The following is a 12,587-nucleotide window of genomic DNA, read 5'->3' on the forward strand; positions in this document are numbered from 1 at the left end:
TCTCTACGACGGGCGCTAGAGATGCCCATACGGTGCGATGCATGGATCCCGTCCGGAACCCCTACGCCCCGGGTGCCGGCCAGCGCCCGCCCGAGCTGGCCGGCCGCGACGACGAGCTGCAGGCCTTCGACGTCGTCCTCGAGCGCATCGCGCGCGGCCGCCCGGAGCGGTCCCTGGTGCTCACCGGCCTGCGCGGCGTCGGCAAGACGGTGCTGCTCAACCAGCTGCGCTCGGCCGCCATCACGCGGGGTTGGGGCACCGGCAAGATCGAGGCGCGGCCCGAGCAGTCGCTGCGCCGGCCGATCTCCTCCGCGCTGCACATGGCGCTGCGCGAGCTGGGCCCGCGGCACGGCGACCAGGAGTCGGTGGCCGAGGTGCTGGGGGTGGTGAAGGCGTTCGCCCAGCGGGGGTGGGTGGGTTCCGACGGCACGGTGGCCAAGGTGCGCGACCGCTGGCAGCCGGGCATCGACGTCCCCGCCGCCACCGGGCGGGCCGACTCCGGCGACATGGAGATCGACCTGGTCGAGCTGCTGAGCGACGCCGCCGGGGTGGCCGCCGACATCGGCAGCGGGATCGCCCTGTTCATCGACGAGATGCAGGACATCCAGCCCGACGACGTCTCGGCGATCTGCGCCGCCTGCCACGAGCTCTCGCAGCAGGGTGCGCCGCTCATCGTCGTGGGCGCCGGGCTCCCCCACCTCCCGGCCGTCCTCTCGGCGTCCAAGAGCTACTCGGAGCGGTTGTTCCGCTACCTGCGCATCGACCGGCTCGAGCGCGCCGCCGCCGACCGGGCGCTGCTCGCCCCTGCCGAGCGGGAGGACGTCACCTTCGAGCCGGCCGCCCTCGACGCCCTCTACGAGGCGGCCGACGGCTACCCCTACTTCGTGCAGGCCTACGGCAAGGTCACCTGGGACGTCGCGGCCTCCTCCCCCATCACCGCCGCGGACGTCGCCATGGCGGCACCGGTCGCGGAGGCCGAGCTCGCCGTGGGGTTCTTCGGCTCGCGCTACGACCGGGCCACCCCCGCCGAGCGGGAGTACATGCACGCGATGGCGGAGCTGGGCGGGCCGGGCGGCGCGGCGGTCGCGACCTCCGAGGTCGCGGTCTCGCTGGGGCGCAAGCCCGCGTCGCTGTCCCCCGCCCGTGACTCGCTGATCAAGAAGGGGCTGGTCTACTCCGCCGAGCGCGGCCAGATCGCGTTCACGGTGCCGCACTTCGGCCGGTACCTGCTGCGCCACCCCGACTGAGGGAGGACCGGCTCACGCCGGGTGGGGGACCGCCGGCGGGAGCACCTCGGGCCCGGCCTCGACGGGCCGGGGGCGGTCGACCGCGTGCGCCCGCACCGCCAGGACGGCGACGTCGTCCTCGACGCCCTCGCCGAGCATCTCCTCGAGCAGCCGGTCGCAGAGCTCGTCCAGGGAGAGATCGGCCGACCCGGTCAGCACGGCCCGCAGCCGCTCCCGGCCGTCGTCCAGGAGCTCACCGCGCCGCTCGAAGAGGCCGTCGGTGAACAGGACGAGCGTGCTGCCGTCGGGCAGCAGCGCGACGCCGTCGGAGAGCTGCCCGACCCAGCCCGAGCCCAGCGGCGGCCCGACCGGGACGGCCAGGTCGCGCACCGTGCCGTCGGCCAGCAGGAGCAGCGGGTCGGGGTGGCCGGCCGCGGCCCAGTGCAGGCGGCGCACCCCCGCGGCCCGCTCGGCCTCGCCCTGCTCGATGCGGCAGACCAGCGCGGTGGCCATCGCCGGCACCGCTAGCCCCACCAGGGCGTTGTCCACCCGGTGCAGCAGCCCGGCCGGCTCCTCCAGCCGGTCGAAGGCGATCGCCCGCACCAGCGTCTTGATCTGGCCCATCGCCGCGGCCGCCGCGATGTCGTGGCCCATCACGTCGCCGATGACCAGCACCGTGTCACCGTCGGGCTGCAGGAAGGCGTCGTACCAGTCGCCGCCGATGGAGATGCCGTGCGTCGCCGGTCGGTAGCGGACCGCGAGCTCGAGGTGGTCCGGCTGCACCGGCGGGGAGAGCAGGCTCAGCTGCAGCCGTTCGGCCACCTGGTGGTTGAGGGTGGCCAGGCGCGCGTTGTCCAGTGCCAGGGCCGCCCGCCGGGAGGCGATCTCGGCCGTCCGCAGCTCCGCCGGCGTGTGCGGCCCCCGGTCGGCGCCGTTGACGAGGGTGAAGGCGCCGAACACCTCACCCCGGGCGACCAGCGGGAAGGTGGCCACCGCGGAGGGGGCCAGCGGTGCGAGCGCCGCGCGGCTCGCGTCGTCCCGGATCATCGTCTCGAAGTCGTGCTCGGTGAGCCGCTCGATGACGACCGGCTGGGCCCGGCGCAGGGCCACCGGCACCGGGGCGCTCGTGTCGTTGGAGGCCACCCGCGCGTCGGCGTAGCGGTGCATCGCCTCCGCCATCGCAGGGTCGCGGTGGGCCCGGCCTACGTCCCGCCGGGTGCCGTCGGGGTCGACGACGCTGACCAGGCACCAGTCGGCCAGCTCCGGCACGACCCGTGCGGCGAACCGGCCGACCGCCTCGTCCGCGTCGAGCGTGGAGGTCATCTCCTGGCTGATCTCGCCGAGGAGCATGAGGAACCGGCCGGACTCCTCCGCCACCCGAGCGGCCCGCGCCGCTTCCGCGGCGGCCACCTCGCGGGCGCGGACGGCGGCGGCGCGCTCCTCCTCGGCGCGGCGTGCCAGGGTGATGTCGTCGTAGGTGACGACCAGGCCGGCGTCGGTCAGGAAGGCGTCGGCCCGGAACCAGGTGCCCAGCGGCTCGTACCAGGCCTCGACGCTGCCGGACCGGCCCGAGTCGCGGACCGAGCGGTAGAGGCGATCGAACGGACCGCCGACGGCCTCGGGGAACTCCACCCAGATGTCCCGCCCGAGGAGCTCGGGGACGGTGCGGGCCAGCACCCGCGCCCCCGCCGGGTTGATGTACCGGAAGCGCCAGTCCCCGGACAGGACGAACATCGGGCGCTCCATGCCCTCGACCGCCTGCAGCAGCAACCCGCTCAGCTCTGGGGCGGTGCCGTCCACCCTCATCCGTGCCGTGCCCCGTCCCGCCGCGCGGTCGGCAGCCTGACTGGAGAGCCTGACCGTTCCGCGGGCGGATGGCAATGCCGCAACCCCGCTTCCCTCCTCCGGAGGGGCGCGTGATGCCGCGCACACTCCGGGATCAGCGCGGCGCAGGGGGTTGACACCGACCGGGTCTGGGAACCCACGGAACGGTCGACGACCCGAGACGAGGGGGGAGCATGGGGCGACTCGCGTGGCCGGTCCGACCGCTGCCGGACGGGCGCGGCGAGGTCTGGCGCTGGCGGCTCGGGTCCCTCGCGGAGCTCCCGCGGGCCCGGGCGGCGCTGCGGTCGCTGATGCACGACGTCGAGGAGGCGCCCGCCGACGACGTCTCCGGCGAGCAGCTGGTGCTGGCGTTCGACGAGCTCGCCTCCAACGCCCTGCGGCACGGGGAGCAGCCCGTCGTCGCCACCGTCATCGCCGGCAGCGGCGGCTGGCTGCTGGACGTGAGCGACCAGGCCCCGCAGGCCATGCCGGCCCCCACGGTCGACCGCGATCCGGCGAAGGGTGGCATGGGGTTGCAGCTGGTGGCCCGGCTGTCGGTGGCCCACGGCTGGTACGTCGACGACGACCGCAAGCACGTCTGGGCCTGCCTGCCCACCGCCTGCGAGGAGCGCGCGTCCGCTTAGCCGCGGTTCCACGTGCAACACGAGACCCCCGCCGCTCCGAGGAGCGACGGGGGTCTCGTGGTCCGCGGTGGGCACGGTCGTCCCGAGTGGGCCCCGGAGGGGTCCGCGCAGGGACGACGCAGCGGCTCGGCGAGCGCCGGGGACGGCACCTGGCCGCGGTGCGGTCCGGAGGACCGCGATGTCATGGCACGACGAAGCTGAGCGCTCCCTTGCCGTAGGTGGGCACCTCGATGGCGAGGTCCACCCGGTTGAACGCCGCCAGCATCCCGGCGAGGTCGCCGGGGAGCTCCTCCCCCGGGGCGTAGAGCCTGTGCAGCTTGGAGTGCGGGGCGCCCGGGGTGTTGAACAGCGCGGACAGCACGTTCACCACCTCGTGCAGCGCCTCGAGCTGCATGGCGGTCAGCTCGCCGTCCTCCTCGACGGCGTCCTGGCACCCGCCCGGGGGCAGGAGGGCCAGCGCGCCGCCGGTGTAGGCCGCCGCGCCGAGGTCCAGCAGGCACAGGGCGTTGACGGCCATCTGCGGGTCGACGTAGACGGCGACCGCCACCGGCTTCTCCGGCGTGGGGGTGACCGGCGCGCCGGGCGAGACGTTGACCGCCTTGCCGACCAGACCGGTCAGCATGTCCCGGACGTCCTTGGCGGCGGGCAGCTGCACACCCGTGGTGGGGGCGGTCACGCGATCACCCCGTCCAGGTGCTCCTTGAAGGTGTCCTCGGTGAAGGGCTTGGCGATGAGGAAGAGGGCGCCGGCGTTCGCCGCCCTCTCCCGCATCTCCGCGGAGCCCTCGGAGGTGACGAAGCCGAACGGGACGGCCGAGCCGGAGGCGCGCAGCGCCTGCAGGCACTCGATGCCGGTCATGTTCGGCATGTTCCAGTCCGACAGCACCAGGTCGGGCTGCTCGGAGGAGACCTTGGCCAGCGCGTCGGCGCCGTCCTCGGCCTCCACGATGTCGTGGTCGTCGTAGCCGGCCTGGCGCAGCGTGCGGATGACGATCTGCCGCATGACGCGGCTGTCGTCGGCGATCAGGATCTTCACTCAGGACACCTCGTTCTCGCGGGTAGGGGTGGAGCCGGGCAGGGGCGGGAGGGCCCCCTGCACCGAGATGGCGACGGGCTCGCCGCGCCAGAGCAGGTCCAGCCGGCACACGTCGGCCGGGTTGCGGACCAGCGGTGCGTTGCCCACCTGGGGCAGGCTGAGCGCCGAGGGGCCCGGCAGCGCGGCCTTCACGTTGCCGCCGACGACGTTGGCGATCTCGCCGAAGGCGTCGGCGACGTCCTCGCCGTCCAGCACCGCCGGGGCGGTGTCCCGCAGCAGGGCGCGGGAGAGCTCCTCGGCCGTGCTGCGGGCGGTGGTCAGGACGACGCTGCCGGTCCAGGGGCCGACGACGTCGACCCAGCTGGACACGATGTCGACCGGCAGCTCGCCCGGCAGCGGGACCAGGACCTCGTCCTCGCCGATGAGGGCGACCCACGCCTCGGCGGCGATCGCCTCGACGGTCGCCAGGTCGATCAGGTCGGTGATGACCGGGCGCACGTCACTGGCGCGACGCCGCGCGCCGGTGTCCGTCGTCGTCACAGGGAGACCTCCTGCGGGAGCAGGCCGAGGAGCGCGAGCTTGTCGCGGATCGCGTCGGCGGTGAACGGCTTGATCACGTACTCGTGCGCGCCGGCGGCCAGCGCCCGGACGATCTGGGTGTGCTCGCTCTCCGAGGTGACCATCATCATGGTCATCGAGCGCCACGCCGGGTTCGCGCGGACGGCCGAGACGAACTGCAGCCCGTCCATCACCGGCATGTTCCAGTCGATGGTGGCCAGGTCGGGGAGCCAGCCCTCGCCCAGCACGTCGAGCGCGGCCCGGCCGTGCTCGGCGTCCCGCACCTCGTAGCCGAAGCCGGCGAGGATGCCGGTGACGATCCGGCGCATGGCGCGGGAGTCGTCGATCACCAGTGCACGCATGTCATGCCCCCTTCAGCGGGCGGTAGGCGGAGCTGCGGCCGACGACGACCCGCTCCCAGGAGTCGTCGACGCCGAGGGTGGTCTCGGCGGCGCCGAGGAACAGCCACCCGTCGGGCCGCATCAGGTCCCGCACACGGCGGAGGATCGACTGCTTGGTCGGCAGGTCGAAGTAGATGAGCACGTTGCGCAGGTAGACGACGTCGAACGGGCCCATCCGCGGCAGCGGCGCCGCGAGGTTGCACTCGCTGGCGTTCACCATGCGGCGCAGGTCGGGCGACACCTCCCACTCGTTGCCCGCGCGGGTGAAGTGCCGGACCAGCATCGGCGCCGGCAGGCCCCGGTTGACCTCGAGCTGGCTGAACCGGCCGGCGCGGGTGCGCTGCACCATCTCGCGGGAGAGGTCGGTCGCGGTGATGGACACCCGGGAGGTGGCGTTGGGCAGGGCGTCGTCCAGGAGCATCGCGATCGTGTACGGCTCCTGCCCGCTGGAGCAGGCCGCCGACCAGATCTGCAGCCGCTCGCTGGGCCCGCGGGCGGCGAGCAGCGACGGCAGCACCGTCGAGGTCAGCGCGGTGAACGGGTCGCCGTCGCGGAACCACGATGTCTCGTTGGTGGTGAGCGCCTCGACGATCCGCCGCGTGCTGTCGGCGTCCGGGCGGACGCGCACGTTCTCGACGAGCTTGGTGACGTCGGTCAGCCCCATCTGCCGGGCGATCGGCAGGAGGCGGGCCTCCACCAGGTACTCCTTGCCCGGCTGGAGCACGATGGCGCTCTCCTTGCGGACGAGGTCACGGACCCAGTCGAAACTGGTCGCGGTCAGACTCATCGACGACCTCCCACGGCCATGGCTGGTGCGGTGTTCAAGGGTGCGGCGCGCGCGAGGTGGCGCTGGATCGCCTCGGCGATCCGGTCGAGCGGCAGCACCTCGTCGGCGTAGCCGGCCTGGGCGACGGCCCCGGGCATGCCCCAGACGACGGAGGTCGCCTGGTCCTGCACGACGACGGTGCCGCCGGCGTTGCGGATCTCCCCGCAGCCGTTCCGCCCGTCGGCGCCCATGCCGGTCAGCACGACGCCGAGGACGGCGCCGTCGTACGCGGCGACCGCGGAGCGGAAGAGCGGATCGACGGCGGGGCGGCAGAAGTTCTCGGGCGGGTTCTGGTTCAGCGCCGTGGTGAACCCGGCGCGGCCGTCGGCGCGGACGACCAGGTGGTGGTCACCGGGGGCCAGGTGCACGGTGCCGGGTGCCAGCGGGGTGCCGTCGACCGCCTCGACGACGCGCAGCGGCGAGAGCCGGTCGAGCCGCTGGGCGAACTGGCGGGTGAAGACGGGGGGCATGTGCTGGGCCAGCAGCACCGGGACCGGGAGGGTCGCCGGCAGGGCGGGCAGCACCCGCGCGAGCGCCTCCGGCCCCCCGGTGGAGGAGCCGATGACGAGCACGGCCGGCTTCTTCCCCGGGCCGGTGCGGGGCGCCGCCGGCCGCGGCGGCGGGGCCACCGGGGCGGCCGGGCGCACGGGGGTGACCGGGCGCCCGGTGAGCGCCTTGATCTTCGGGATCAGCTGCTCGCGCACGCTCTCCATGGACTGCGCCACGCTGCCGACGTTGGCCGGCTTGGTCACGTAGTCGTTCGCCCCCGCCGACAGCGCGTCGAGGGTCGCGGTGGCGCCGCGCTCGGTGAGCGTGCTGCACATGATGATCGGCACCCGGTCGCGCGTCCTGCGGATCGCCCGGACCGCCTCGATGCCGTTCATCTCCGGCATCTCGATGTCCATCGTGACCAGGTCGGGCCGCAGCTGGGGCAGCTTGCCGAGGGCCACCTTGCCGTTGACGGCCGTGCCGACGACGTCGATCCCCGGGTCCGCGGAGAGCACGTCGGTGACGATCTTGCGGACGACGACCGAGTCGTCGACCACCATCACCCGGATCGGGTTCACACGTCCTCCTGGCCCCTGCCCGCGCCGATCGGCGGGCATGTTGTCTGTATCGGCATCTCCGCGTCCGGCTTGAGCCCTTCCGCGGTGCGGACCCCGCGTTCCCGGAATGTTCGGGAGATCGGCGGCGCAATTCCCCGGCGCGGCGCCGGAAAAGCCACACCGACGGCGCCCCGAGAAGCTCGACACGCATTCCTGGGAAATGGTCGGAGCGGTCCCGGGTGCGGCTCGCCGCGTGCCCTGGGCGGCCCCAGCGACGCCCGGGCTCGCGGGAGCGCGGCCGAGGGCGTGCTGGTGCTGCCTGGCATCTTCGGCGGCGGACCGGCCGTCTGAAGCCGACACGCACCATGCGTGGCGCGATCTTCTCGCCACCGATGCAGATCGACGGTGGCCGGGGCGACGACCACCCGGACCATTGTCGACAAAGCGCCGAGAATGGATCACCGACCGCCGTCGGGAATGATCACCGGGCGTCGCGGGAAATGATCACCGGCCGGGTCGGGAGATGATCGGCAGCCGGACCGGGAAGGCGTGGCGCGGAGGACCGGGGGCCGGTCAGGAGAGGGCGGCGACGCGCCGACCCGGCGCACGGAGCACCGCGGCGTTCTCGCCGCCGAGCAGGTCGTCGAGCACGATCGCCTGGACGCAGCCGGCCACGGCGTTCCACACGCCGGCGGCACCGTCGTGCAGGTCGAAGCCGCCGTCGAGGAAGGCCTGGACGGCCAGCAGCTGCGCCGCGGCCAGCGCCCGGGTGCGCCCGGAGACGTGCGCACCCCAGGAGGCCTCGTGCATGGCGGTGGCCCAGGGACGGTGCGCAGCGCGGCCCTCGTCGACGGCCAGGCGCCAGCGCGACCGGCCGGCGTCGTCCAGGTCGCGGACGGCGGCGAGGAAACCGGTCAGCTCCTCGGCGTCCGCCAGCCCCCAGCCGGTGGGCCCCGCCAGCGGGCCGGCGTCCAGGGCGCGGTCGAAGGCCGCGGTCAGCTCACGGCGCACCAGCGGCGGCAGCACGCCGGCGGCCCAGAAGCCGACGGCGGCGTCAGCCAGCACGTCGGCGGCCTGCTCCCACGTGCCGGGGTCGACCCGGCCGGCCAGCCGGTGCTCGCGGCCCAGGACGTCCTCGCGCAGCAACCGCTCCAGCGTCGGGGCGTCGCCGATGGTGCCGAGCTCCAGCTGGCGCACCAGGAGGGCGGTGCGGTCACCGGCGCCCTCGGCGGCGTCGGCCGCGGTGCGCACGTGGGGAACGGCGGCGGCCATCTCCCGCGCCCGGCGGTTCCGGACCGCCCGCACCCCACGCTGCTCGCGGTCCAGCCCACGGGCGGGGTGGGCGCCGGCGAGGCGGGCGAGCGCCGGCTCGTCGGCCCCCAGGCCGGCGAGCAGCACCTCGGCGACCTGCCGGCCGGCGGGCAGGCGGACCAGGTCGAAGCCGAGGGTGGCGGCACTCACCAGCGAGTAGGGCACGGTGCGCCTCCAGGGCTCCGGGGAACGGGACGGACCCATGCTGGCTGCCCGGGCGGGGCGGCACCATGCACCCGTCACCCCATCGCAGGACCGCAGGCACCCCTACAGCGCGTGTCACCCCGTGTGCGGTCAGCAATCGCTCACGTTGGGTCACCGTCCGCTACCCGGTGGTGGGGCTCGGCCGCTCCGGCTGTCCGGAACGCACGAGCGGCGGGGAGGAGGTCCTCCCCGCCGCTCGCCGTCACGATCCCGCTGCTACGCGCTGACGGCCTTCTGGACGTCCAGGGCCAGCAGCAGCTTCCCGTCGAGCTTGTAGGCGCCGCGGATGAGGTCGCGCGCCTGGCCCTCCAGGGTGTCCGGCGGCGCCTCGAAGTCGCTCGCGTCGACGTCGACGACGTCGGCGATGGAGTCGACCAGCATGCTCACGGCCTCACCGTGCAGCCGGACGACGATGACGACCGGGTCGGTGCCCTCGGGGCGGGCCGGCCGGCCGAGCCGCTCGCGGAGCTCGATGGCGGTGACCACCTGCCCGCGGAGGTTGATCAGGCCGGCGACGGCGGTCGGGGCGAGCGGCACGCGGGTGAGCTGCTGGCTGCGCAGCACCTCCTGCACGTGCTCGACCTCGATGCCGTACAGGTCGCCGTCCAGCCGGAAGGTGGCCAGCTGGCCGCTGGTCGCGGGGGCGAGCGTGCGGGTCGGAGCGGTCACGTCAGACCTCCAGCAGGGAGTCGGGGACGCCGGCCGGCGTCGAGGAGGAAGGGGCCGAGTAGAAGGCCGGGTCGGCGGCGAGGATCGCGGCCCGGACGTCGAGCAGCTCGGTCACCTTGTCGCCGAGGACGGCGGAGCCGAGCAGGCCCATGTCGTCGATGTCGCTGCGCACCGCGGCCTCGCCGTCGACGATGTCGAGGATCTCCTCGACGACGATCGCGACGCTGCGGCCGTGGTCGGAGTAGACGATGACCTCCAGCACCTCGCGGTCGGTCTCGCCGTAGGCGCCCAGGTGCCGGTCGAGGCGCACCATCGGCAGGATCGCGCCGCGGTACTGCACGACCTCCCGGTTGCCGACCTTCTCGACCGCCTCGCTGCGCACCTGCTCCAGGCGGGTGACGGTGTCCAGCGGGATGGCGACCCGGCGGCCACCGCCGATGGCGGCCAGGAGCATGCGCTGCCGGTCGGTCTCGGCCGACACGGTCTGCAGCGAGCCGGCGCGCGCCTCCTGGCGGTCGGTCGTCTCGGTGCGCAGCGCGCGGCGGGCGAGCGCCTGCACGTCGAGGATCAGCGCGACGGTGCCGTCACCGAGGACGGTGGCCCCCGAGTAGAGGCCGATCGCCTTGAGCTGTCCGCCGACCGCCTTGACGACGATCTCCTCGGTGTTGATGACCCGGTCGACCACGAGGCCGAAGCGCCGGCCCTCCGAGCGCAGGACGGCGATGACGACGTGGCCGTCGTGGCGCTCGGAGGTGAGGCCGAGGACGTCGGTGAGCCGGACCAGCGGGAGCAGCTCGCCGCGGAGGCGGTAGACCTGCGCGCCGCCCACCTCCTCGACGGCGTTCGCCGCCTTCTCGGCGTCGAGGCTGACCAGCTCCTGCAGGCTGATCTGCGGGATCGCGTACCGGTCGGAGGCGCACTCGACGGTCAGCGCGGGGACGATCGCCAGGGTCAGCGGGATGCGCAGGCGGCAGACGGTGCCCACGCCCGGGTCGGACTCGACCTCGATGGTACCGCCGATCGACTCGATGTTGGTCTTGACGACGTCCATCCCGACGCCCCGGCCGGAGACGTTGGTGACCGCCGCGGCGGTGGAGAAGCCGGGCAGGAAGATCAGCTGCAGGACGTCCGCCGGGCTCATCCGGTTCAGCGCCTCCTGCGTGAGCAGGCCGCGCTGCACGGCCTTGGCGCCGAGCTTGGCCGGGTCGATGCCGGCGCCGTCGTCGGCGACCTCGACCACCACCTGCCCGCTCTCGTGGCGGGCGCGCAGGGTCAGGACGCCCTCGGCGGGCTTGCCGGCCTTCTTCCGCGCCTCGGGGGCCTCGATGCCGTGGTCGACGGAGTTGCGGACCAGGTGGGTCAGCGGGTCCTTGACCGCCTCGAGCAGCGTCTTGTCGAGCTCGGTGTCGCGCCCCTCCATCTCCAGCCGGATCGACTTCTTGAGCTGCAGGCCGAGGTCGCGGACGACGCGCGGCAGCTTGGACCAGATGTGGTCGATCGGCTGCATGCGCGTCTTCATGACGCCCTCCTGCAGCTCGCTGGCGATGAGGTTCAGCCGCTGGGAGGCGCGGATCAGGTCGGTGTCGGTCTGGCGGGCGACGTTCTGCACGATCTGGTTGCGGGTGAGCACCAGCTCGCCGACCAGGAGCATCAGCTCGTCGAGCAGGTCGACGTCGACGCGGATCGTGCTGTCGGCGACGGCGCGGCGGGCCTGGCCGCCGGCGGCATCGGCGGCGGGGGCGCCCTCCCCCTCGGGGTGGTCGGCGACGGCGGGCTCGGGCACCGGGTGCTCCTCGGCGACGGGGGCCGGCGCGACCGGCTCCTCGGGTAGGTCGGCCCGCAGGTGCTCCTGCGGGGTCTCGGGCAGCTCCTCGACGGCGGGAGCGGGGACGGCCGCGGCGCGCGGGGCACGCTTGGCGGGGGCCCGCTTGACGGGGGCCTTCCTGGCCGGGGCCTTCTTCGCGGGTGCCTTCTGGGCCGCCGGGGGCTCCGCGGTCGCCGCCGCTGCGGGCTCCTCGGCCACGGGGGGCTCGGCGGCGGGGGCCGGTCCGTCCTCCATCGCGGCGCTGATCCCGGCGACGACGGCCGAGACGTCGACCGAGCCCTCACCCCCGGAGGCCTCGATCGAGGCGAGCAGCGAGCGGACCGTGTCGACCATCTGCAGCAGCACGCTGGTGCGCTGGGGGGTCAGTGCCAGCTCGCCGTCCCGCAGGCGGGACAGCATGTTCTCGCCGACGTGGGTGACCTCCTCCAGGCGGTTGAACGCCAGGAAGCCGCTGGTGCCCTTGATCGTGTGGATGGTCCGGAAGATGCTGGACAGCCGCTCGCGGGAGTCGGGCTCCTGCTCGAGCGCGACCAGGTCGGTGTCGAGCTGGTCGAGGTTCTCGTGGCTCTCCACGAGGAACTCCTCGACGATGTCGTCCAGACCGTCCACTGCTGCCTTCTCTCTTGTCGCGACGGGGCACGGGTGGCCCCGCTGGGGTGTTCGGCGGGTGGTCGCCGGGGGTCAAGGTGAATCCGCGCGGACGCCCGCCGGCCGTGTTATCGGCAGTGCGGCGCCCGCAACCGACCCCCGTCGGGGGTGGCGCCGGGCCGGCGCGGTGTCCGGCCCGGCGGTCCGCTCAGTAGGTGAACTGCCCGACGGTGCTGCGCAGGTCGGCGGCCATCCGGGACAGCTCGTCGACCGCCGTGCGGGTCTGGGTCAGCGCCTGCGTGGTCGAGTCCGCCGCCGTGGAGACACCGGTGATGTTCTCCGCGATCTGCGTGGTCCCACCGGCGGCCTCCTGCACCGACCGGGCCATCTCGTTGGTCGTGGCCGTCTGCTCCTCCACCGCCGAGGCGAT

Annotated in this window: 12 protein-coding genes and 1 pseudogene; 2 read left to right on the top strand and 11 right to left on the bottom strand. The window is 74.1% G+C overall.

The annotated features are described in order from the left end of the window. Positions 1 to 41: 41 nt before the first annotated feature. Positions 42 to 1,247 carry an ATP-binding protein gene (locus E9565_RS06505; RefSeq protein ID WP_236825476.1) on the top strand — a complete coding sequence of 402 codons (1,206 nt, stop codon included), beginning with the start codon at positions 42 to 44 and terminating at the stop codon, positions 1,245 to 1,247. A 12-nt stretch (positions 1,248 to 1,259) separates the two neighbouring features. Here E9565_RS06505 and E9565_RS06510 read toward each other — a convergent pair whose 3' ends face one another. Next, positions 1,260 to 3,026 (bottom strand): PP2C family protein-serine/threonine phosphatase, encoded by a 1,767-nt coding sequence (locus E9565_RS06510; RefSeq protein ID WP_236825477.1) that lies wholly within the window; start codon positions 3,024 to 3,026, stop codon positions 1,260 to 1,262. A gap of 218 nt (positions 3,027 to 3,244) precedes the next feature. Between E9565_RS06510 and E9565_RS06515 the strand changes: the two genes are divergently transcribed. After that, a complete protein-coding gene (locus tag E9565_RS06515; RefSeq protein WP_236834355.1) occupies positions 3,245 to 3,694 on the top strand; it encodes an ATP-binding protein in 450 nt (149 codons plus the stop codon). Positions 3,695 to 3,875: 181 nt separating this feature from the next. Here the strand turns inward: E9565_RS06515 and E9565_RS06520 are convergent, their stop codons facing one another. From E9565_RS06520 to E9565_RS06565, 10 genes and pseudogenes are all read right to left on the bottom strand, one after another. Then, positions 3,876 to 4,370: a hypothetical protein gene (locus E9565_RS06520; RefSeq protein WP_236825479.1), complete on the bottom strand. Its 495-nt coding sequence runs from the start codon at positions 4,368 to 4,370 to the stop codon at positions 3,876 to 3,878. Further along, the gene (locus E9565_RS06525; RefSeq protein ID WP_236825480.1) at positions 4,367 to 4,729 is read right to left on the bottom strand and encodes a response regulator; all 363 of its coding nucleotides are present in this window, start codon (positions 4,727 to 4,729) and stop codon (positions 4,367 to 4,369) included. The genes E9565_RS06520 and E9565_RS06525 overlap by 4 nt, the downstream gene beginning before the upstream one ends. Next, positions 4,730 to 5,269 carry a chemotaxis protein CheX gene (locus E9565_RS06530; RefSeq protein ID WP_236834356.1) on the bottom strand — a complete coding sequence of 180 codons (540 nt, stop codon included), beginning with the start codon at positions 5,267 to 5,269 and terminating at the stop codon, positions 4,730 to 4,732. Then, positions 5,266 to 5,649, bottom strand: a complete 384-nt coding sequence (locus E9565_RS06535) for a response regulator (RefSeq protein ID WP_236825482.1) — start codon at positions 5,647 to 5,649, stop codon at positions 5,266 to 5,268. The genes E9565_RS06530 and E9565_RS06535 overlap by 4 nt, the downstream gene beginning before the upstream one ends. A gap of 1 nt (position 5,650) precedes the next feature. Continuing rightward, on the bottom strand, positions 5,651 to 6,475 hold the full coding sequence (locus E9565_RS06540) for a protein-glutamate O-methyltransferase CheR (protein ID WP_236825483.1): 825 nt from the start codon (positions 6,473 to 6,475) through the stop codon (positions 5,651 to 5,653). Then, on the bottom strand, positions 6,472 to 7,581 hold the full coding sequence (locus tag E9565_RS06545; protein WP_236834357.1) for a chemotaxis response regulator protein-glutamate methylesterase: 1,110 nt from the start codon (positions 7,579 to 7,581) through the stop codon (positions 6,472 to 6,474). The genes E9565_RS06540 and E9565_RS06545 overlap by 4 nt, the downstream gene beginning before the upstream one ends. Positions 7,582 to 8,133: 552 nt before the next feature. Continuing rightward, positions 8,134 to 9,036, bottom strand: a complete 903-nt coding sequence (locus E9565_RS06550) for a hypothetical protein (protein ID WP_236834358.1) — start codon at positions 9,034 to 9,036, stop codon at positions 8,134 to 8,136. 255 nt (positions 9,037 to 9,291) lie between these two features. Further along, entirely contained in the window at positions 9,292 to 9,744 is a 453-nt protein-coding gene (locus E9565_RS06555; RefSeq protein WP_236834359.1) for a chemotaxis protein CheW, read from the bottom strand. A gap of 1 nt (position 9,745) precedes the next feature. Further along, entirely contained in the window at positions 9,746 to 12,178 is a 2,433-nt protein-coding gene (locus E9565_RS06560; RefSeq protein ID WP_236834360.1) for a chemotaxis protein CheW, read from the bottom strand. Positions 12,179 to 12,365: 187 nt separating this feature from the next. After that, positions 12,366 to 12,587, bottom strand: a pseudogene (locus tag E9565_RS06565) (methyl-accepting chemotaxis protein); the annotation flags it as partial.

The organism is Blastococcus sp. KM273129, assembly GCF_021698995.1.
GTDB lineage: Bacteria > Actinomycetota > Actinomycetes > Mycobacteriales > Geodermatophilaceae > Blastococcus.

Coding starts and splice junctions, on each gene's coding strand:
- E9565_RS06505 (WP_236825476.1), top strand. CDS start 42: ATGGATCCCGTCCGGAACCCCTACGCCCCGGGTGCCGGCCAGCGCCCG.
- E9565_RS06515 (WP_236834355.1), top strand. CDS start 3,245: ATGGGGCGACTCGCGTGGCCGGTCCGACCGCTGCCGGACGGGCGCGGC.
- E9565_RS06535 (WP_236825482.1), bottom strand. CDS start 5,649: ATGCGTGCACTGGTGATCGACGACTCCCGCGCCATGCGCCGGATCGTC.
- E9565_RS06540 (WP_236825483.1), bottom strand. CDS start 6,475: ATGAGTCTGACCGCGACCAGTTTCGACTGGGTCCGTGACCTCGTCCGC.